Annotated in this window: 17 protein-coding genes and 1 riboswitch; of the genes, 8 read left to right on the forward strand and 9 right to left on the reverse strand. The window is 73.2% G+C overall.

What is annotated here, in order from left to right:
• The first annotated feature begins 391 nt into the window (after nucleotides 1–391).
• Nucleotides 392–1,519: a sensor histidine kinase gene (locus tag NITAL_RS15905; protein ID WP_052667214.1), complete on the forward strand. Its 1,128-nt coding sequence runs from the start codon at nucleotides 392–394 to the stop codon at nucleotides 1,517–1,519.
• A gap of 18 nt (nucleotides 1,520–1,537) precedes the next feature.
• Here the strand turns inward: NITAL_RS15905 and NITAL_RS15910 are convergent, their stop codons facing one another.
• Nucleotides 1,538–1,951, reverse strand: a complete 414-nt coding sequence (locus NITAL_RS15910; protein WP_052667215.1) for a hypothetical protein — start codon at nucleotides 1,949–1,951, stop codon at nucleotides 1,538–1,540.
• Nucleotides 1,952–2,032: 81 nt separating this feature from the next.
• Nucleotides 2,033–2,141, forward strand: a riboswitch (cobalamin riboswitch).
• Between the two features lie 162 nt (nucleotides 2,142–2,303).
• Here NITAL_RS15910 and NITAL_RS15915 point away from each other — a divergent pair.
• The gene (locus NITAL_RS15915; RefSeq protein WP_157041882.1) at nucleotides 2,304–4,349 is read left to right on the forward strand and encodes an S-layer homology domain-containing protein; all 2,046 of its coding nucleotides are present in this window, start codon (nucleotides 2,304–2,306) and stop codon (nucleotides 4,347–4,349) included.
• Between the two features lie 66 nt (nucleotides 4,350–4,415).
• On the opposite strand, the gene NITAL_RS15920 is transcribed toward NITAL_RS15915, so the two are convergent.
• Nucleotides 4,416–6,638: an NADP-dependent isocitrate dehydrogenase gene (locus NITAL_RS15920; RefSeq protein ID WP_052667217.1), complete on the reverse strand. Its 2,223-nt coding sequence runs from the start codon at nucleotides 6,636–6,638 to the stop codon at nucleotides 4,416–4,418.
• 286 nt (nucleotides 6,639–6,924) lie between these two features.
• Here NITAL_RS15920 and NITAL_RS15925 point away from each other — a divergent pair, with 286 nt between their 5' ends.
• A complete protein-coding gene (locus NITAL_RS15925) occupies nucleotides 6,925–8,049 on the forward strand; it encodes an iron ABC transporter substrate-binding protein (RefSeq protein WP_052667218.1) in 1,125 nt (374 codons plus the stop codon).
• Between the two features lie 43 nt (nucleotides 8,050–8,092).
• On the forward strand, nucleotides 8,093–9,739 hold the full coding sequence (locus NITAL_RS15930) for an ABC transporter permease (RefSeq protein WP_083441646.1): 1,647 nt from the start codon (nucleotides 8,093–8,095) through the stop codon (nucleotides 9,737–9,739).
• A gap of 56 nt (nucleotides 9,740–9,795) precedes the next feature.
• Here the strand turns inward: NITAL_RS15930 and NITAL_RS15935 are convergent, their stop codons facing one another.
• The gene (locus tag NITAL_RS15935) at nucleotides 9,796–10,869 is read right to left on the reverse strand and encodes an ABC transporter ATP-binding protein (protein ID WP_211262451.1); all 1,074 of its coding nucleotides are present in this window, start codon (nucleotides 10,867–10,869) and stop codon (nucleotides 9,796–9,798) included.
• A gap of 136 nt (nucleotides 10,870–11,005) precedes the next feature.
• On the opposite strand from NITAL_RS15935, the gene NITAL_RS15940 reads away from it, so the two are divergent.
• The 4 genes from NITAL_RS15940 to NITAL_RS15955 all read left to right on the forward strand — a co-directional run bounded on the left by NITAL_RS15940 (nucleotide 11,006) and on the right by NITAL_RS15955 (nucleotide 14,064).
• A complete protein-coding gene (locus NITAL_RS15940) occupies nucleotides 11,006–11,410 on the forward strand; it encodes a GroES family chaperonin (protein ID WP_083441648.1) in 405 nt (134 codons plus the stop codon).
• A 73-nt stretch (nucleotides 11,411–11,483) separates the two neighbouring features.
• The gene (locus tag NITAL_RS15945; protein ID WP_052667219.1) at nucleotides 11,484–12,584 is read left to right on the forward strand and encodes a pyridoxal phosphate-dependent aminotransferase; all 1,101 of its coding nucleotides are present in this window, start codon (nucleotides 11,484–11,486) and stop codon (nucleotides 12,582–12,584) included.
• Between the two features lie 50 nt (nucleotides 12,585–12,634).
• A complete protein-coding gene (locus NITAL_RS15950; protein ID WP_052667220.1) occupies nucleotides 12,635–13,210 on the forward strand; it encodes a TlpA family protein disulfide reductase in 576 nt (191 codons plus the stop codon).
• Nucleotides 13,207–14,064, forward strand: coding sequence for an alpha/beta fold hydrolase (locus tag NITAL_RS15955; protein WP_052667221.1), 858 nt, complete (start codon nucleotides 13,207–13,209; stop codon nucleotides 14,062–14,064). Before NITAL_RS15950 ends, NITAL_RS15955 begins: the two co-directional genes overlap by 4 nt.
• 130 nt (nucleotides 14,065–14,194) lie before the next feature.
• Here NITAL_RS15955 and NITAL_RS15960 read toward each other — a convergent pair whose 3' ends face one another.
• The 6 genes from NITAL_RS15960 to NITAL_RS15985 all read right to left on the reverse strand — a co-directional run bounded on the left by NITAL_RS15960 (nucleotide 14,195) and on the right by NITAL_RS15985 (nucleotide 20,962).
• Entirely contained in the window at nucleotides 14,195–14,608 is a 414-nt protein-coding gene (locus NITAL_RS15960; protein ID WP_157041883.1) for a hypothetical protein, read from the reverse strand.
• 402 nt (nucleotides 14,609–15,010) lie between these two features.
• The gene (locus tag NITAL_RS15965; RefSeq protein WP_211262452.1) at nucleotides 15,011–15,880 is read right to left on the reverse strand and encodes an ECF transporter S component; all 870 of its coding nucleotides are present in this window, start codon (nucleotides 15,878–15,880) and stop codon (nucleotides 15,011–15,013) included.
• Complete coding sequence (locus tag NITAL_RS15970) at nucleotides 15,877–17,496, reverse strand: ABC transporter ATP-binding protein (protein ID WP_052667223.1); 1,620 nt, start codon at nucleotides 17,494–17,496, stop codon at nucleotides 15,877–15,879. Before NITAL_RS15970 ends, NITAL_RS15965 begins: the two co-directional genes overlap by 4 nt.
• Nucleotides 17,493–18,635: an energy-coupling factor transporter transmembrane component T gene (locus NITAL_RS15975; RefSeq protein WP_052669730.1), complete on the reverse strand. Its 1,143-nt coding sequence runs from the start codon at nucleotides 18,633–18,635 to the stop codon at nucleotides 17,493–17,495. Before NITAL_RS15975 ends, NITAL_RS15970 begins: the two co-directional genes overlap by 4 nt.
• A 71-nt stretch (nucleotides 18,636–18,706) precedes the next feature.
• Entirely contained in the window at nucleotides 18,707–19,744 is a 1,038-nt protein-coding gene (locus tag NITAL_RS15980) for a hypothetical protein (protein WP_052667224.1), read from the reverse strand.
• A gap of 288 nt (nucleotides 19,745–20,032) precedes the next feature.
• Nucleotides 20,033–20,962: a hydroxymethylglutaryl-CoA lyase gene (locus NITAL_RS15985; protein ID WP_211262454.1), complete on the reverse strand. Its 930-nt coding sequence runs from the start codon at nucleotides 20,960–20,962 to the stop codon at nucleotides 20,033–20,035.
• Nucleotide 20,963 lies beyond the last annotated feature (1 nt).

Below are 20,963 nucleotides of genomic sequence, written 5' to 3' on the forward strand. Positions count from 1 at the left end.
GCCTCCACGCGTCGCTCGGCTGGAGCGCCGACCGACCGATCGAGTAGCCGCGGTGCTCGTCCTCGCGAACCGCCCGGGTAGCTCCCACGGGCGTGTTCCACTGGTCGTCGGGGTCGCTCGGTGACGTAAGAACACGACGGTGACGGCAGACGGCGGTCCAACGCCGTTCTGGCGTCACCGTCGAAAGCTGGCGTCACCAGACAAGGGTGGCGCGCACCGCCGCAAAGTGGGCACGACTGCCGCGTGTTGTGGGTACGCCGCAGCGAGAGCCTCCCGGGCGATCTCGCGTTCGGGGTCCCGAGGGGCTGCGGCGCGCGTCCGCCGACGGCTACCGTCCCGGTGACCGGTCCGGTGCGGGGCTGGACGGTCCACCCGACGTCGTGAGGCAGGTGTGGACGCAGCGGATCCGGGCGGGTGGCAGGTGGCGCCGGTCGACGCCAGGACGCTGCACGACCGCTTCGTGGCCACCGCCCACACGTTGCCCGCCCACCGAGGGCTGGATGCCGCGCTGGCCCACGTCGTGGCTGGTCTGCTCGACCTCGACACCGTCGGTGGTGATCGGGTGTCGCTCCACCTGGCGACCGGATCGGACATCGAGGTGGTCGCCATCCTGCCCGCGACCCGGCCGCGGACCACCTCGGTGACGGCCCGGCGCGCGGTCGAGCGAGGCGCACTGGTCAGCGGTGACGACGCCGACGGCAGTGTGGTGGCCGCTCCGCTGGTCATCGACGGCAGAGGCCGGGGCGCGCTGGTCGTGCACCGTCCAGCGGGACGTCCGCCACCCGATCCTGCGGCCGTCGAGCTGGCGGCCGTGCTGCTCGCCGGCGCCACGCCCACCTCGGGCTGGCTCGATGCGCAGCGCGAGCTCGAGGTCGCTCGGGCCGACTTCGTCGCACGGGTCTCCCACGAACTGCGGACACCGCTGACGATCATCTCGGGCTTCGCGAGCACCCTCGGCGCGCAGGGCGAGGGGCTGACCGAGGACGAGCGTGCCGCCATGCTCGACCGCATCGTGACCGCCGCCGTTCGGCTCGAACACCTCGTCGAAGAGCTGCTGACGCTGGCGAGCGTCGAACTCGGCCACCGCGCGCCCGAGCCGGTGGCGTGCGTCGTCCGCGACGTGCTCGACCTGGTCGTGCGTGACCAGGGCGGCGCTGGGTGCACCGAGGTGGCGTGCTCGCCGGACCTGCGGGTGGTCACCGACCCCACCCTGGCCCGACTGGTCCTGGGCCCGGTGGTCGAGAACGCCCTCCACCACGGCGACCACGTCGCGATCCGCGCGGTACGGGTGGCCGGCGCGGTGCGCATCACGGTCCACGACGATGGTCCGGGTATCCCGCGGGAGCTCGGCGACCGGATCTTCGACCGCTTCGTGCGCGGGGACGATCGCCGGCCTGGCCTCGGGCTCGGCCTCGCGACGGCCCGTCAGATGGGCCGGTTCATCGGTGCGGAGCTCACCCTCGACGACGTCCCGGTCGGTGCGCAGCTGCGCGTCGACCTCCCGGACGTCCCCACCTGAGCCGGACCCGCCGCTCGGTCAGCCACCCCAGCCCTGGTTGACCTCGTCGAGGGTGAGCTGGGCCGGTTCTGTCCGTTGCCGCGCTGGGACCTCGGACGCTGGCCGGGGCTCGGGTGTCTCGCCCGTGAGGACGCTCCACCACCACCGCATGCCGCGCGGGGCGTTGGGGACCCCGAGGTCGGCGAACCGCCCGGAGGTCCTGCCGAGGAAGACCACGTCGGTCACGACCCCGTGGACGACGTTGCGCACGAGCGGATCGCGCTCGTAGTCGGTGCGCAGGAGCGCGAGGACCTCGGCGCGGGTGTCGACGGCGTGGTACCGGCTCGCGACGGGGGACGCCAAGGCCGTCAGGCGGCTGCGAGCCTCTCGCCACAGCAGGCGTTGGCGTGCGAACCAGTCCCAGGCGTAGGCCGGGGGGCCGGAACGGGCCACGGTGCGCTCCCCATTCGGGCTCGCCGCGCATCGGCGACCCTGAGAGGCGATCGTAGGGGCTGCCAGCGGGTATGGTCGGGCGGTCGCGCTCGAGCAGTGGTCGCGACGTAGGACGTCCCGCGTGGGGGAAGCCGGTGCGAGACCGGCGCTGACCCGCAACCGTGAGGCCTGCCACCCGTTCGGGTGCGTACGCCGAGCCGGAACGCCTGCTCGGGACGAGCGGCTCCACACGTCCGTCGTGGTCTACGGGACGGAGCCGGTCGAGCAGGTCCGGATCCGAGCTCCCCGCGAGCGTCGGCGTCGACCTCGGGACCGGTCCGTCACGGACCGCTCACCCGGGAGACACCTGGACATGCACCTGCTCACACGATCCCGGCGAGGTGGCGCTGGCCGCCGCCTCGCCACGCGCGGCCCGCTGGCCGCGCTCCTCGCCGTGGGGCTCATCGCCCCCGTTGCCACGGCCTCCGCGGCCGCCGACGTCCCGACCGGCGACCCGATGCCCGCCGCCGCCGGTTGGGTGGCCCGTCAGCTCGACGCGACCTCCTCGCCGTCGGCGGTCCAGCTCGCCGACGCCATCCTCGCCTTCGCCGCCTCGGGGTCCGCACGTGACGCCGGCGACGCCGCCCTGACGAAGCTCACGGCCCTCGGTTCGGGCGCGCTGTCCACCCCGGGGGATGCGGCCAAGACGCTCCTGGCGCTGCACGCCCAGGGTGCGGGGGGCAGCCCCCTCGCAACGGACGCCGAAGCCGCCCTCCGCGACGCCGTCGACGGGGATGGCAAGATCCCCTTCGGTGCGGACCAGACCCAGCTGTTCGTGCAGTCCCTCGCGATCCTCGCCCTCGAGACCACGGCCGGTGGTGCGCCTGAGGCAACGGTCGACTTCCTCGAGGCCGAGGTCTGTGGTGACGACGGCTCCTACCGCGTCGCCGGTGGCTGCCCGGGCGGTGACGTGGACACGACCGCCGTCGCCGCGCAGGCGCTCATCGCGACGGAGCGGGGCGCCGCTGACCAGATCACCTTCCTGCTCGGCGCGCAGAACGCCGATGGTTCGTTCGGGCCGGCCGGCGACGAGAACACCAACTCGACCGCCCTGGCCGCCCAGGCCCTGCGCTACGCGGGTGAGGACGACGCTGCCGACGACGCCCTCGACTGGGTGCTCGGCCAGCAGCGTGGCTGCGAGGCGAAGGCCGCCGACCGCGGCAGCTTCACGACCTACACCGACGCGCCGGGCAACGTCCGTATCGCCACGACCCAGGCGGTGTTCGCGGGCAGCGCTGCGCTGCACGAGCTCGACGCCTCCACGTCGGCGTCCGCCACCGCCTACCTCAACTGCACGGACGCGTTCTGCCCGCCCGGTGCCGGGGTGAGCGTCGTGGTCGACTTCACCGCCCTGCTGCCGAACAGCGCGCCCACCGTCGCCTGTGCCCCCCGCATCAGCAGCGGCATGAACGGTTTCGACGTCCTGGAGGCGGCCGGGTTCGACATCACGACGTTCGAGTTCGCGTTCGGCGAGGCGATCTGCGCCATCGAGGGCCGGCCGAAGCTCGCGGACGGTGAGTGCTTCCACAGCTCCGGTGGCTTCTGGTCGTACTGGACCGCCGAGCGCGGCGGCGCGTGGGACGAGTACCAGGTCGGCGCCGCTGACAGCACGCCTCAGGTGGGTTCCATCGAAGGCTGGGCGTGGGCACCGAGCTGGCCGGGTGATGCCCCCCGGGTGAGCACCACCCCGCTGCCCGACGCACCGCTACCCGCGCCGCCGTTCGACCGTGGGATCGCGGACGCGTGCCCCGGGAGCTACCCGCGCACCTTCACCGACATCGCCGGCTCCGTGCACGAGGGTGCGATCCGTTGCCTCGCCGCTGCGGAGATCACCAGGGGCACCAGCGACCCGAGCAAGTACGCCCCCCGCGACGACGTGAAGCGGGGGCAGCTGGCGAGCCTCCTGGCGCGCAGCTACGAGCAGGCGACCGGCGAGGCGCTGCCCGCCGGCCGAGCCCGCTTCAGCGACGTCGCCGGGTCGGTCCACGAGCGCAACATCAACGCCCTCGCCGCCGCCGGGGTCATCAAGGGCGTCGGTGACGGGACGCGGTTCGCGCCGAACGACACGGTGACCCGCGCCCAGATGGCGTCCCTGTTGGCCCGCTTCGTCGACCTCCTGGACGACGACCGTGTCAACGGTTCGTTCCCGCCCGCCACGAACCGCGACGTCTTCGGTGACGACGACGGCTCGGTGCACGAGCCGGCCATCAACCGGCTCGCGGTCCAGGGCGTGGTCCAGGGGCGGCGCGACGGCAGCTACGGCCCCAACGCCGATGTGACGCGTGACCAGGTCGCGACGTTCCTCGCGCGGTCGCTGGATCTCGCGGTCGACGCGGCGATCGCCTACCCGGTGCGGTGACACCGGCGGCGTGACACGACAGGAGGGCGGGCCGGCTGGCCCGCCCTCCTGCGTCGTCCGGCCGGCTCAGACCGAGAAGCTGTCCAGGGCCGCGTTGAGGGTCGCGCTCGGCCGCATCGCCGCGGTCGTCGTGTCGCGGTCGACCCAGTAGTACCCGCCGATGTCCACGGGGCCGCCCTGGATGCGGTTCAGTTCGTCGACGATCGTGTCCTCGTCGGCCGCCAGTCGCTCGGCCAGCGGGGCGAAGGCGGTCGCCATGTCGGCGTCGTCGTCCTGCGACGCGAGCTCCTCCGCCCAGTAGCGCGCCAGGTAGAAGTGGCTGCCGCGGTTGTCGAGCTCACCCGCCTTGCGTGACGGCGAGCGTCCCTCCTCCAGGAACGTCGCGGTCGCCCGGTCCAAGGTGGCCCCGAGCAGCGTCGCCCGCTGGTTGTCGAACCGCTCACCGAGGTGCTCGAAGGACACCGCCAGCGCGAGGAACTCGCCGAGCGAGTCCCACCGCAGGTGGTTCTCCTTGACGAACTGCTGGACGTGCTTCGGGGCCGATCCGCCCGCGCCGGTCTCGAACAGCCCACCACCGTTCATGAGGGGCACGATCGAGAGCATCTTGGCGCTGGTGCCGACCTCGAGGATGGGGAACAGGTCGGTGAGGTAGTCACGCAGCACGTTGCCGGTGACCGAGATGGTTTCCTGGCCGTCGCGGGCCCGGGCGAGGGTGTACCGGGTCGCGTCGGCGACCGACATGACCTCGATCGTCAGGCCGTCGGTGTCGTGCTCGGGCAGGTAGTCACGGACCTTCTTCAGCACCTCAGCGTCGTGCGCGCGGGTCTCGTCGAGCCAGAAGACCGCCGGTGACCCCGTCGCACGGGCGCGGGAAACGGCGAGCTTGACCCAGTCGCGCACCGGTGCGTCCTTGGTCTGGCACATGCGCCAGATGTCGCCCTCCTCGACCTCGTGCTCGAGGAGGGTGGTCCCGTCCGCGTCCACGACCCGGACGATCCCGGCGGCCCTGATCTCGAAGGTCTTGTCGTGCGAGCCGTACTCCTCGGCCTTCTGTGCCATGAGTCCGACGTTCGGGACGGTGCCCATGGTCGTCGGGTCGAACTGCCCGTGCTCGCGGCAGAAGTCGAGCGTCTCGGCGTACAGCGCCGCGTAGCTCGAGTCCGGGATGACGGCCTTGGTGTCCTGCTGCTCGTCGTCGGCGTTCCACATCTGCCCGGAATCGCGGACCACCACGGGCATCGAGGCGTCGATGATGATGTCGGACGGCACGTGGAGGTTGGTGATGCCGCGGCTCGAGTCGACCTGCGCGAGCCCGGGGCCCGACGCGTACGCGGCCTCGATGTCGGCGCGGATGGCGGCCTGCTCGTCCTCGGGCAGCGACCCGAGGGCGGTCTCGAGGCTCGCCATCCCGTCGTTCGGGCTGACGCCCAGCCGGTCGAGGGTGTCGGCGTGCTTGCTGAACACGTCGGCGAAGAAGACCCGGACGGCGTGCCCGAAGATGATCGGGTCGGAGACCTTCATCATCGTGGCCTTGAGGTGCACCGAGAACAGCACCCCCTGCTCGCGGGCGTCGGCGAGTTCACGCTCCAGGAACGCCACCAGCTCGCGGCGGCGCATCACCGCAGCGTCGATGATCTCGTCCGCCTGCAACGGCGTCGACGCCTTGAGGACGGTCACCTCGCCGTCGGCCGCGGTGTGCTCGATGCGCACGTCGGTGGCATCCGGGACGGTCACCGACCGCTCGGAGGAGCGGAAGTCCCCGCTCGACATCGTGGCGACGTGGCTCCTGGAGTCCTTCGACCACTCGCCCATGCGGTGGGGGAACTTGCGGGCGTACGCCTTGACGGCGGCGGGGGCGCGACGGTCGGAGTTGCCCTCGCGGAGTACCGGGTTGACCGCGCTGCCCTTGACCGTGTCGTAGCGCGCGCGGACCTCGCGCTCCTCGTCGGTGGTCGGGTCCTCGGGGAAGTCCGGGATCGCGTAGCCGTCGTCCTGGAGCTCCTTGATGGCTGCCTTCAGCTGGGGGATCGAGGCGCTGATGTTGGGCAGCTTGATGATGTTGGCCTCGGGCGTGCGCACCAGCTCGCCGAGCTCACCGAGCGCGTCGTTCACCCGCTGCTCGTCGGTGAGCCGGTCGGGGAAGACGGCGAGGATGCGCGCGGCGAGGGAGATGTCCCGCGTCTCGACCTCGACGCCCGCAGCGCCCGCGAACGCCTCGATGATCGGCAGGAACGAGTGCGTCGCCAGCGCCGGAGCCTCGTCGGTGTAGGTGTAGATGATCTTCGACATGTGGGGGAGCCTTCGACGAGCGGACGCGTGGGGAGGGGGCCAGGCTAGTGGGCCTCGCACCGGGGCCTGTGGCGGGCCACGGGGACCCCACGACGCAGGTCAGGCCCGGCTGGCCCCGCGGATCCGACGCCGCGGATCTGACGGCGGATCTGACGGCGGATTTGACGGTCGTGGCGGCGGTGAGGTTAGGCTGCCCTCAGTGCGCTGCCGATCCGGTGGCGAACGCATCCCCGACCCCGTGGACGGCTGCTCCCGACCGTCCCGACGCACCTGGAGGCACCCCCCCGTGCGATCCACCCGACGCTCCCTCCGGCTCGTGGCTGCCGGCCTGGCCGTGGCGCTGCTCGCCACCGCCTGCGGCGGCGACACCGACACCGACACCGACGACGAGCTCGCCCCGACCGGCGAGGAGACCACCGACGATGGCGACGATGGTGACGCCGCGGATGACGGCGACGCCGCGGCCGAGGACGACGCCGACGGGCCGCTGACCGTCTACTCCGGTCGGTCCGAGGAGCTGGTCGGCGAGGTGCTCGCCGGCTTCACCGAGGCGACCGGCATCGAGCTCGACGTCCGCTACGGCGACACCGCCGAGCTGGCCGCCACCATCATCAACGAAGGCGATGCCTCCCCCGCGGACGTCTACTTCGGTCAGGACGCCGGCGCGCTCGGCGCCCTGCAGGCCGAGGGCCTGCTCGCCCAGCTGCCCCAGGAGCAGGTCGACCGCGTCGAGCCTGCCTTCGCTTCCACCGACGGTCAGTGGGTCGGCGTGACGGGACGGGTGCGCGTGCTCTCGTACTCCACCGAGCGCCTGACCGAGGACGAGGTCCCGGATTCCGTCCTCGACCTGACCGATCCCGAGTGGGAGGGTCGCGTCAGCTGGGCCCCCACCAACGGCTCGTTCCAGGCGTTCGTCACGGCGCTGCGCATCTCCGAGGGTGAGGACGTCGCCCGCGACTGGCTCGAGGGCATGATCGCCAACGACGCCCAGGTCTTCGAGAACAACGCCTCCCAGCTCGAGGCCATCGAGCGGGGCGAGGTCGACATCGCGGTGGTCAACCACTACTACCTGCCGCGCTTCACCGCCGAGAACCCCGACTTCGCGGTCGCCAACAAGTTCCTGCCCGGTGACATCGGCGGTCTGGTCAACGTCGCCGGTGTCGGCATCGTGGCCTCCACCGACCAGCCGTCGGCAGCGGAGCAGCTCGTCGACTACCTGCTGAGCGACGAGGTCCAGGCCTTCTTCAGCCAGGAGACCAACGAGGCCGAGTACCCGTCGGTCGTGGGGCAACCAGCCCCCGAGGGCCTGCCTTCGGTCGACGAGCTCGACCCGCCGGCGATCGACCTGTCGGACCTCGAGGACCTGCAGGGCACCATCGCGCTCCTCCAGGAGACCGGCGCCCTCGCGTGAGGATGCGTCCAGGGTCGTCGGTCCGGAGGGCTACCGTCGTCTCGTGACCGACGACCTTCGCACCACCCGCGTCGACCCGCTCGACGCCACGGCCCCCGCCCCGCCACCCCGGCGGCGGGGGTCGCGGCGTGCGAGCGGGGCCACCTCGCCGCTCGTCACCGTCCCCGCTGTGGTCGTCGCGGCCCTGATGCTCGTCCCCGCGGCCTACCTTGTCGTGCAGGCCAGCGAGTTGCCGCTGGAACGCATCGTCGACCTCATCACGGCCCCCGAGACGGTGCGGCTGACGGTCCGGACGGTGGGGCTCGCCTTCGCCGTCACCACCGCCTCGCTGCTGCTGGGCGTGCCGCTGGCGTGGCTGACGGTTCGAAGCGACCTGCCCGGCCGCCGCTTCTTCGCCGTCGCCACAGCCCTGCCGTTGGTCATCCCCACCTACGTCGGGGCCTACGCGATCCTGGCGACGTTCGCCCCTGGTGGGCTGGTCGAGAGCTGGCTCGGGATCCGGCCCCCTTCGCCTTACGGGTTCGTCGGGGCGTTCGCCGCACTCACGCTGTTCACCTACCCGTACGTGCTGCTGACGTGTCAGTCCGCCCTCCGGGGTATCGACCCGGCGTTCGAGGAGGCTTCACGATCGCTCGGTCGTGGACCCGTGATGACCTTCCTGCGCGTGACGCTTCCGCAGCTACGGCCCGCTGCTGCGGCGGGTGGCTTGCTGGTCAGCCTGTACGTGCTGAGCGACTTCGGCGCGGTCTCGATGCTGCGCTACTCGACCTTCACGCGGGCGCTCTACACCCAGTTCCGGGCCGCGTTCGACCGCGCTCCGGCTGCGGTCCTCGGGTTGGTCCTGGTCGCCCTGACCCTCGTCGTCCTGGTGGTCGAGGCGCGGGTCTCGCGCGATCGCGGCGGTCAGTTCCGGTCCGCGACCACCGCCCGGCGCGCCACGACCGTGCCGCTGCGACGCTGGCGGTGGCCCGCGGCGGCGTTCGCGGCCACGGTGGTGGCCGGGGGCCTCGTCGTCCCGGTCACCGTCGTCTGCTACTGGCTCGTGCGCGGCATCCGCGCCGGCGAAGCCATCGACCTCGTCATCGGTGCGGCGGGCCGCAGCCTCCTCGCTGCGCTGCTCGGGGCGGTGGTCGCCACCATCGCCGCCCTGCCGATCGGTATCTGGGCGGCACGTTCGCCGTCGCGGCTCGCCCGCGGCATCGAACGGCTGTCGTTCACCGGGTACGCGCTGCCGGGCATCGTGGTCGCGCTGGCGCTGGTGTACGTCGGGATCCGCGTCACGCCGACGCTGTACCAGACGCTCGCGATGCTGGTCTTCGCCTACGTGGTGCTGTTCCTGCCGCAGGCGGTCGGTGCGATCCGGACCTCGCTGATGCAGGTGCCGACCACGGTCGAGGAGGCGTCGCGCACGCTCGGGGCCGGGCGGGTACGGACCCTGTTCCGGCTCGTGCTGCCGCTGTCGGGCCGCGGGGCGGTCACCGGTGGTGCACTGGTGTTCCTGACCGCGATGAAGGAGCTACCAGCGACCCTGCTGCTGGCGCCGACGGGCTACGACACGCTGGCCGTCCGGGTGTGGTCGGCGACCCGAGAGGCGTTCTTCGCGCGGGCGGCGGCCCCGGCGCTGCTGTTGATCCTGCTCGGCTCGTTGCCGCTGGCGGTGCTCACGATCCGCTCGCGCCACGCACGCTGAGGCCGGCCCCATGCTGACGCCGGCCCCGTCGCGGCCGGCCCCCGCGGCAACGCGACCTACGCGGTGCCCGGCCCGAAGGTGACGATCGGCCCGATCAGGTCGATGCGCACCCGGTCGCTGCGCTGCAGGTCGAGGATCGGGCCGCGGCGGGCGCGCAGCTGCGTGCCGTCATCCAGGCGGAGGTGCACGAGCTGATCGTGGCCGAAGTACTCGATGCCCGTGACGGTCGCCGACCCCGCGAGGTCGGCGGTGACCTGGAGCGACTCGGGCCGGATGACCGCCGCGACGTGCTCGGCTGCCACCGCCTCCATGGTGGGCAGGCGCCCGAGCGGCGTGTCGACCAGGTAGCTGTCGACGCGCTCGGCCGGGAGGATGTCGGCCTCGCCGACGAAGCCCGCCACGAAGCGGGTGGCCGGGCGCGTGTAGAGCGTCTGGGGGTCGGCCAGCTGGTGGATGCGACCCCGGTCCATCACCGCGACCCGGTCGGCGAGGCTGAGGGCCTCCTCCTGATCGTGGGTCACCACGACGGCGGTCGCGTCGGCGGCGCGCAGGATGCTGCGCACCTCCTCGCGGACGGTGGCGCGGAGCGCGGCGTCGAGGCCCGAGAACGGCTCGTCGAGGAGGACCAGCTCGGGGGAGGGGGCCAGGGCGCGGGCCAGCGCGACCCGCTGCTGCTGCCCACCCGAGAGCGCGGTGGGCAGCCGGCGATGCAGGTCGCCGAGCCCCACCAGGTCGAGCACATCGCCGACGCGGTCGCGACGCTCGCGCCGGGGGAGGTGGCCGAGCCCGAAGGCCACGTTGCGCGCCACCGACAGGTGGGGGAACAACGCGTAGTCCTGGAAGACGAGGCCGACGGCGCGCTTCTCGGGAGGCACGTGCGTTCGCGGCCCGGCGACCTCGCGACCGTCGATGGTGATCGCGCCCTCGTCGGGGGCCAGCAGCCCGGCGATCATCCGCAGGACGGTGGTCTTCCCGCAGCCGGACGGGCCGAGGAGGGCCGTGAGGCTGCCGCGTTCGACCTCCAGATCGACCCCGTCGACGGCCAGCGTGGTGCCGTACCGCTTGACCAGGCCACGGCACGCCAGCGCGCTGGTGCGCGTCGTGGCGTTGGGCAGGTCAAGGGTGACCACGGAGAGCTCCGGATCGGTGGGGCAAGGTGAGGCTACCCTTCGCGCCGGCTCCGGTGCACGTCCGGATCGCACAGCGACCGTCCGGATCCCCCGGGGGCGGTCGGGGTCGGCGGTGTCCCGTCGGTAGGCTCGTCCCATGAGCGCTCCCGAACCTGCCCCCACGCCTCCGCCCGAGGCGTCCTCCGGTCCTGCGCCGGCCCCGGCCGCCGCGACGCCCGCGGACGGCCCACGCCGCGCCGTCACCGTCCTCGGTGACCGCGTCCTCGTGGCGCCGCCGGACGACGCCGAACGGCGCACCAAGGGCGGGATCCTCATCCCGGCGACGGCGAAGTCGGTCGACCGCAAGGGCATCTGGGGTGCCACGATCGGTGTGGGGCCCCACGTCCGACACGTCGAGGTCGGCGACGACGTGCTCTACCTGCCCGAGGACGCCATCGAGGTCGACGTCCAGGGCGAGGCCTACCTGATCGTCCGTGAGCGCGACGTGCACGCGGTCGGGTCGCCGAGCCACAGCGTGGCCGCCACGGGCCTCTACTTGTAGGTCCCCCGGCCGCTGAGCGTGGCGGGCATCTACGCTCGGCGGGACCAGCACCTCGTCGTCCCGGGAGTCGTCCGTGTCCTCGATCGCTTCGTCGGCCGCCGCCGGTCCACCGCCGGGTATGAAGGTGCGGTTGTCCTCGAACGAGTCGCCGTACGGACCGTCCCCGGCTGCGATCCGGGCCGCCAACGAGGCCGTCGCCGAGGGACACCTCTACCCCGACGATCAATCGGTCGAACTCCGGCAGGCCATCGCCGACGAGGCCGGCCGACCGATCGAGGAGGTCAGCGTCGGCAACGGCTCCGCGGCGCTGCTCATGGACGCCCTGGCCTACCTCGCTCGACCTGACGAGGACGGCACCGTCGGTGAGGTGCTCGCCTTCGAGCGCAGCTTCGTCGTGCACCGGCTCGGGGCACGCAACGCCGGCGCCCGGTACGTCGAGGCGCCCGATGGTGGACCGGCCACCGTCGAGCGGAACGGCTACGCCCGCGACCCCGAGGCGCTGCTCGCGAACGTCACCGACGCCACGCGCGTCGTGGTCATCGACAACCCGGGCAACCCGACCAACCAGCACCTGTCGGGAGCCGAGCTGACGACGCTGCTCGCTGAACTGCCCGACCGTGTCACGGTGCTGCTCGACGAGGCGTACCACGACTACGCCAGCGGCGACCCGAGCTACGCCACCTACGGGGAGCTCGACGTCGATCACCCGCGCGTGCTGGTGACACGGACCTTCTCCAAGGCCCACGCGCTGGCGGGCCTGCGCATCGGGGCGCTGACCGGGCCGGCCGACCTCGTCGCCGCGATCGACGGCTGGCGGGCGCGGTTCAACGTGACGGCGCCGTCGCAGGCGGCGGCGATCGCCTCGATCGGGGACCGCGACCACCTCGACACCGGTGTCGCACGGACCCTCGAGGGGCGGGCGCGGATGACCGAACACCTCCGTGAGCTCGGGGTGCCGCTGACCGCCGGTCTCGGCAACTTCGTGACCATCGAGCTCGGCACCGCGTCCCAGCCGGTCGTGGACGCCTACGCCCAGCACGGCATCGGGGTCCGTCCCCTCCAGCCCTACGGGATGCTCGAGCAGATCCGCGTCAGCGTCGGGACCCCCGCCGAGGTCGATGCGTTCCTCGCGGCCTCCGACGAGGTCCTGGCCGAGGTCCCGTCGCGTTCCTGACCGGCCCGCGGACCCACGTACCCTCACGCGGACCCGTCCGAGGAGCTGTCGTGCGTCGTGTCTTGATCGCACTGATCGCCGTGGTGCTCGGCCTCGCTGCGTGCACGGGTGAGGGCGAGATCGCCGACTTCGGCCCGGGCGTGCCCGACGACGAACAGCCGGAGCTCCCCGCCGACGGGGGGCTCGACGTCAACGAGGTCGCCGCACCGGGTGAGGCCCCGCCGGCGGACGCGCAGCTCGAGCAGGTCGACTGGTCAGAGGCAGCCGCGTGGATCCGCCGCGAGAACGAGGCCGGCCGTCCGGTCGTGATCAACTTCTTCGCCAGCTTCTGCGAGCCGTGCAAACGCGAGCTGCCGCTCCTGCTCGACACGGCCGCAGCCGAGACCGATGTGGCGTTCCTCGGCGTGCACACCATGGAGCAGCGCGAGCTCGGGGTGCAGATGGTCGACGAGTACGACATCGCATTCCCGACCTTCCACGACCCCTCGGGAGACGTGGTGTTCGAGGTCGGCGGCCGGGGGCTGCCGCACACCGTGGCGTTCGACACCGACGGGCGGCTGGTCAGCCGCGTCTTCGGTGAGCTGACCGCGACCAACCTCGATCAGCTCCTGAGCGAGGTCCGGTGACTTCGCTGGGGGACGGCACGCACCTGGTCCTGCCCGGTGGCGTCGTTGGGCGGCGACACGCGGTCGAGGGGGCAGCCCGCGCCGACGGCGCCGCGGTGCACCTCGCCGTCGCCGAGGTCGGTGATCCGGGCGCGCCGGCGGTGGTGCTGGCGCACGGTGTGGGGTCGTCGGCACGGTTCGTCGCCGCCGCCTGCGCTGCGCCTCTCGGCGCAGCCGGGTGGCGACTCGTGACCTACGACGCCCGAGGGCACGGGGGCTCGACCCCCTGTCCCGACCGGGTCGATCACGGCCTCGATGCGTACGCCGCCGACCTCGCAGCGGTGGTGGCCGGGTCCGCAGGGGTCGCTGCGGTCGGCGGCGTCTCGCTCGGTGGCCACGCTGCCATCCGCTGGCGGGGTGGGCTCCCGCGGGTCGTGTGTCTGCCGGCGTGGCAGGGCCGGGCGGCGCCGGGCGAGGGGCCCCACGCCTACGTGGCCGCCGAGGTCCGTCGTGTCGGTGTCGCGGCAGTCACCGCCCGGCTACGAGCCGACACCACGATGCCGACGTGGCTGCGGGACACCCTCGTCACCGACTACACCCGCCACGACGCCGACAGCCTCGCTGCGGCGCTGCTCGCCCTCGACGGTGGCGAGGCACCCAGCTGCGACGAGGTGGCCGAACTGCGGGTACCCGTCGGCGTCGTCGCCTGGCGGGGCGACCCCGGCCACCCTTTCCCCGTCGCCGAGGAGCTGGTCTCCTCGGCGCGAACCGCGACCTTGACCGAGCTCGCGATGGACGACCTCGAGGTGTCCCTCACCCGCTTCGGGGACGCGGTCGTCACCGCCCTGCGATCGCTCGGCCTCACCTCCGGGTGAGTTCAGCGGCGGGTGTGGATGGGATAGGTCCAAAGGTGCGCAGCAACGGGCGTTCTGCTGTTGTCCGCGGGAGACCTCACTCGCTGGGAGGGCGCTCCGCGTGGCTGCCACCGGCGTCCCAGGTCCTGCCTCACGGAACCCACGAGGGCATCGCGTGTCCTGCCGAACCTTCCTGCTCCGGCACGATCTCCGACACGCGCGGCATGACGTGGAACTCGTATGAACGAACGACGAGCAAGCCTCCGACGCACGTCGCAGCGAGCCCCAGGGAGGCCGCAACGATCATGGGCTTCGAGCGTCCAGGCCACCTCCACGCCGACCGGGCGGCAACTCCTGACCCGACCACCCCGACGCTGGTCATGAGCGCACCGGTGAACAAGAGCAGCGGTCGCTCGAGCCTGAACCCGGTGGCGTGCTGCAGGCCATCCACGAAGACGGCGACCCAGAACGCCAACACCGCGGTCGACAGCACCGCCAAGACCAGAACAGTCCACGACGCGGCTTGCCGACGACTCGGGTTCTGAAGGCGTTCCGTCGAACTCATGACCAACCCCCTGAGCGGGCATCCCCGCTCGACGACGTGGTTTCGCCTGAGACGTCAACGAGCACGCGCGAGTTCCGTCACGCCACAGCATGGCCGTCACGCCACAGCATGGCCGTCACGACGGCAGTTCCTGGCTCCTGGCAGCCAGGAACTGCCACGGGAACCGGGTGATCCGCGCCCGTCGGCGGCAACCTCTGGCGCCCAGCAGCCAGGAGATGTCACGCAACGGCCCTACCAGCACGTGCGGTTGCAACCGGTAGCGAACGCCCGCTGCCGACCTCAACCCCGGCTGAACCCGCAGCCTCCGCAGGGAGGGAACTCGCGCATCCGCGTGTTCACGTACGTGGGACCCGTCTCGGGGCGCCCTTCCGACGAGGGAACACGCGCATCCGCCCGTTCGTGTCAGGGCGCTGGCGCGGTGGGGCCGGGCTCGCGGGCGTCCTCGAAGGCGACCGGGGCGTCGAAGGCGGCGCGTCGGCCGGCGCGTCGCAGCGCGCGCAGGATCGGCCGGCCGGTGACGAGGACGAGGGTGCCGGTCAAGAGGGCGCGTGGGATGTCGAAGCCGAGCGAGGTCGCCAGGGTGAAGGCGACGAAGCGCCGGAGGTTGTCGAGCACGGCATCACCGGCGACGAACGAGACCGCGGTGATCGTGTCGCTGCGCAGCAGGAACGGCCACACGGTGAGGTTGAGCAGCAGGCCGTACAGCAACCCGGCGGCCATCCCGTACCCGGCGAGGACCACCAGTTCGGCCCGCCCGGTCAGGCGCCTCGGCAGCAGGCCGGCTCCGGCGGCGACCCAGGCCGCGCCGAGCATCTGGAAGGGCAGCCACGGCCCGACGCCGGCGGTGACCAGCGCCGACGCGAACAGGGTGGTGGCACCGAGCGCGAACCCGAACCCCGGCCCGTACGCCCGGCCGGCGATGACCAGCAGGAAGAAGATCGGCTCGAAACCGGCCACCCCGGTCCCGAGCGGACGAAGCGCCGCGCCGGCCGCCGCGAGCACGCCGAGCATGGCGACGGTCCTCGCGTCCATGCCGCCCTCGGTCAGCTCGGCCATCACCACCGCGAGGACCAGCGGCAACAGCAGGCCGAACAGCAGCGTCGCGTCGCCGATGGTGGCGATGGGTGCGTCCGCCGAGACCAGCAGCGGCCACGCGAAGGCGATCAGCCCGATCACCGAGCTCAGCACCAGCGCAGCGGCGGCCCGGGGCCGGATCGCCAGCGGTGTGGCGCGGCGCAGGGCCGGCGACGGCGACGTCACGGGTGCCGTCACGGCAGCACCTCGAGCGCGTCGGCGACCTGTCCGACGGTCAGCCACGGGGCCGGCGCCAGCACCTTGCTGACCTGGGGCGCGAAGGCGGGCGAGCCGACGACGACCTCCGCGGTGGGGCCGTCGGCGACGACCTCACCGTCGGCGAGCACGACCGTCCGGGTGGCGACCTCAGCGGCCAGTTCGACGTCGTGGGTGGCCAGCACGACGGCGTGCCCCTCCGCGGCGAGCTCGGACAGGATCTCGACGAGGCGCACCTTGGCGCCGAGGTCGAGGCCGCGGGTCGGCTCGTCGAGCAGGAGCACGGGAGGTGCCGCGGTCAGGACGATGGACAGCACGAGCGCGAGACGCTGCCCCTCGGACAGGTCGCGGGGGTGGTGATCGTCGTCCAGGCCCGGCACGAGGCGGTCCAGGAGCTTGCGGCACGACCCGGGGTCGGCGCCGGCGTCGGTGTCGGCTGCGGCGCACTCCTCGGCGACGGTCGGTGCGTACAGCAGATCGGCGGGTTGCTGGGGCACGAGGCCCACCCGCCGGACCAGGTCCTTGCCCGCCAGCTCGTGCGGTGCGACGCCACCGACCTGCACCGTCCCGGACGTGGGGGCGGCGCTGCCGATCAGCGCACCGAGGAGGCTCGACTTGCCCGCGCCGTTGCGTCCCATCACCGCGAGCACCTCACCGGCGCGCACGGTGAGGTCGACGTGGCGGAGCGCCACGGTCGTCCCGAACCGCACGACGAGGTCCTCGACGCTCGCCGCAGGAGGCGATCCGGCCGCTGGCGAGGGCCCAAGGGGTGGCGGTCGTCGCCCGGTCAGGGCGTCGCGCAGCGGCCCAGCCCGCCGCCGGGCGTCGCGGACCGTCAGCGGCAACGGGTCCCACCGCGCGATGCGGCCGAGCTCGACCACTGGCGGTGCCACCGGGGCGGACGTCAGCACCGTCGCCGGATCGCCGATGACGGGGGGACGGTCCCCGCCGCGCAGGAGGACGACCCGGTCGGCGAACTGGACCACCCGTTCGAGCCGGTGCTCGGCGAGCAGCACCGTCATCCCGAGGTCGTGGACGAGCCGCTGCAGCGCCGCCAGCACCTCCTCGGCAGCTGGCGGATCGAGGGCTGACGTCGGCTCGTCGAGGACCAGGACCTGGGGTCCCACCGTCAGGACGGCCCCGATGGCGACCCGCTGCCGCTCGCCGCCCGAGAGGGTGCGGATCGGGCGGTGCCGCAGGTGCACGAGCCCGAGCAGGTCCAACGTCTCCTCGACACGCCGGCGCATCACGTCCGGCGGCAGCGCGAGGGACTCCATGCCGTAGGCGAGCTCCTCCTCGACGATGTCGGTGACCATGCCGGCGAGGGGGTCCTGTCCGACGACCCCGACCACGTCGGCGAGGTCCCGCGGTGGGTGGGTCCGCGTGTCCCGACCGGCGACGGTGACGCGGCCGTGCAGGGTCCCGCCGGTCGCGTGGGGGACGAGGCCGTTGACGGCCTTGAGGAGGGTCGTCTTGCCGGTGCCGGTCGGACCGACGACGAGGCACAGCTCGCCCTCCGGGACGTGGAGGGTCACGTCGGACAGCGACGGCGCGGCCGCACCGTCGTAGGTCACGCTCACCCGGTCGAGGTCGATCACGCCGGCACCTGCTCGGTCGGGACGGCAGCGTCGAGCTCGGTGCGGCTCGGGCGGGTGCCGTGGAAGGTCGGTGGGGGCGTCGCGAACGCCGGCACCAGCCCGAGCAGGATGCCGCCGGTGGCCAACAGCGGCAGCGGCGGGAACGCGAGCGGGGCCGCAGGTGGCGTCACGCCGGACGGGTCGAACACCCCGGTCAGCAGCACGCCGGCGGCGACCACGAGCCCGGCACCGGCCGTGACCCACTCGGGGGTCCGCCAGGGATCGGGGCGGTAGCGGGTCCGGACGGTCCGTCGCCCGGCGAGTCGCAGGCCGGCGACCGCCAGCGCGAGCCCCCCGGCGAGCACGCTCGTGGCGACCGCCACGGGCGACGAGGCGTCCAGCAGCGCGTAGACGCCGAGGCAGGCGCCCAGGAGGCCCGCGAGCAGCAGCGTCCCGGTCCAGCGTCGCGTGCTCGTCGGGACGGCGGCTCGTCGTCCGTAGCCGCGGCTGTCCATCGCGGAGGCCAGGGCCAGGGACCGCTCCAGCGCGTCCTCGAGGACCGGTAGCGCGACCTGGACCAGCGACCGTGGACCACGGTGCGGCCGTCCTCGCAGGCGGCGGGCGGCCCGGATGCGCTGGACCGACTCGACCAGCTGCGGTGTGAACGTGATCGCGACCACCACCGCGACGCCCACCTCGTACAACGCGGACGGCAGCAGCGCGAGCAGGCGCTTGGGGTTGGCCAGCGCGTTGGCGGCACCGATGCACAGCAGGATCGTGGCCAGCCGCAGACCGTCGGTCGCGGCGGCGAGCACCGCCTCGGCGGTGACCGGGCCGCCGAGCGTCATCCCCGCGGCCCAGTCCGGCAACGGGACCACCGGCAGGGTGAACAGCACGACACCCGGCTGGGAGGGCGCCAGCGCCACCTGGAACACCGTCCGGAACGCGATCACGATCACCGCGATCCGGAGGAACACCCCGAAGGCACGCGCCCAGGGGGCGTTGGTGCGGCGAGCCGCCACCACGTACCCGAGGACGACGCAGATCAGCAGCAGGAGCAACGGGTTGGTGGTCCGTGACGCGGCGACGACGCACCCGATGGCCCACAGCCACCAGGCACCGGGGTGGAGCTGGCGGGGGACGGCCGCGTCCCGGTGCAAGCGCTTCCGGGCCCCCGCGACCGTCCCGGGTCCAGGTGCTTCGGCGCGGCGCCCGAGATCGCGGTCGGTGGTCACGCCTCGCCGTCCAGGTCACCGCGACGGGATCGGGCTCGCAGCAGGCCGGCAGCACCGAGCCCCACGATGAGGAGCGCACCGGCTGCGGCCGAGGCGCCGGACCGGCCGCCACCCGGCGCCTCGATGGTCACGGTGTCGTCGGCAGCATCGAGCCGGACGGCCGCCTCATCCTCGCCGTCCGCCTCGTCGAGGTCCTCGGCCGTGGTGCCGACGTCGGCGGCGTCCTCGGCCCCCGTCCCGTCGTCGCTCGTGGCGTCGTCGTCCTGCCCCGCCGTGGCGGTGTCCGTGGCGTCGTCGGACGAGGTGTCACGGTCCGTATCGGACGGCGTGTTGTCGGAGCTGCTGCTCGTCGAGGCAGCACCGGTGTCGTCCGACGTGTCGCTTCCGGACGTGCCACCACCGGTCGACCCCGACCCGCCCGTCGGGCTGGACGATCCCGAACCACCGGACCCGCCTCCGCCAGCGCCGGTCTCGGTGGGGTTGGGCGACGGCGACGGCGAGGGGGACGGGCTCGGTGACGGGGAGGGGCTCGGCGACGGGGAGGGGGCCGGGGCGGGCGGCGGTGCGGACGGCGGGGAACCGGACCCGAAGACCCACGCGTCGTGCGTGCCCGGCGGCGGGGTGCGGTACCCAGCCCCGCGTGTCGAGTAGGTCCAGCTCGTGGCCCCGGCCTCCGCGTGCCAGTAGGACCAGTACGCGCCCGCGGGCGCCCCGTTGCAGGGATCGGGGTACCGGTCGATCGTGCACACGAACCCTTCTTGCCCGGGGACGTCCGTGTACGCGAAACCCGCTCCGGTCAGGGCGAAGAGGCCGTTCTCCGGTGCTCCCTTCGCGCACCCCTCCCGCGTGCTGCCGGGGCGCTCGACCCGCACGGTCACGCCGTCGCAGGAGCTGCCCGCCGCGGCCGGTGATGCGGGGAGGGCAGCCGGCAGCAGCACCCCCGTCGCGAGCAGCAGGGCGAGCAGGACGCGGGCGATCGCCCGGCCGGCGGCTGGCCGGGCCGGGGAGCGGTCCGCTAGCGCGGTGGCGGGCACCGGCGTCCTCCTCGGGCGACCCGGCCCGCGAGCCGCCGGACGTTCGACGCCCCTCGCGTGACCGCGAGGGGCGGATCGGCCGGGGACGCGTGTCCCGAACTCCGCCCCGTGATCCTCGACGGGTGGTTGGAGCCGCTCGCCCTGGCAGGTGCTCCGGCTCGCCGTCGGGCCACGTGGCAGCGCGTGGGACGGCCTACGGTTGCGGGTCAGCGCCGGGTTCCGACCGGCTTCTCCCGCCAGTGCGCGTGGATGCTTCCCCGTGAGGGGACCACGCTGCCGACCGGCGTGTCAACCGGACGTGGTGCCCTCGGACTGGGCCCGCTTGGCGATGGTGGCGCGCACCACCCGGGAGGGGGACGGGCGCCCGAGCTGCTGCTCCATCCAGGCGCTCACGTCGATCAGCGCGTCGAGGTCCACGCCGGTCTCGACCCCGGCGCCGTCGAGGGCGTACACCAGGTCCTCGGTGGCGAGGTTGCCGGTCGCGCCGGGGGCGTACGGGCAGCCGCCGAGCCCCCCCGCGGAGGCGTCGGCGACGGTGACCCCGGCCTCGAACGCCGCCAAGGTGTTGGCCAGCCCCTGGCCGTAGGTGTCGTGGCAGTGCACCGCGAGCCGGTCGATCGGCACGTCGGCGGCGACCGCCGTGACCAGGTCCTGGACCTGGGCCGGTGTGCCGACGCCGATGGTGTCGCCGAGGGACACCTCCATGCACCCGAGGTCGATCAGCGCGGCGGTGACCCGTCGCACGTCGTCGACGGGAACCTCACCCTGGAACGGACAGCCGCAGACGGTCGAGACGTACCCGCGCACGCGCACGCCAGCGTCCGTGGCACGCCGGACCACGGGGGCGAACATCTCGAGGGAGGCGTCGATGGACCGTCCGAGGTTGGCCTGGCTGAAGCCCTCCGAGGCGGCCCCGAAGACGGCGACCTCGTCGACGCCGGCCTCCAACGCCCGATCGAGCCCACGCTCGTTCGGCACCAGGACGGGGTAGCGGACGCCCGACCGTCGGGTCAGCGCGGCGAGCACCTCGGCCGCGTCGGCCAGCTGCGGGACCCACCTCGGGGACACGAAGCTGGTGGCCTCGACCACCCCGAGGCCGGTGGCCGCCAGCCGTTCGATGAACCCGACCTTCACCTCGGTCGCCACCGTGCCGGGCTCGTTCTGCAACCCGTCGCGGGGCCCGACCTCGACGACGGTGATGCGCGCGGGCAGGTCCACG

The organism is Nitriliruptor alkaliphilus DSM 45188, assembly GCF_000969705.1.
Classification (GTDB): domain Bacteria; phylum Actinomycetota; class Nitriliruptoria; order Nitriliruptorales; family Nitriliruptoraceae; genus Nitriliruptor; species Nitriliruptor alkaliphilus.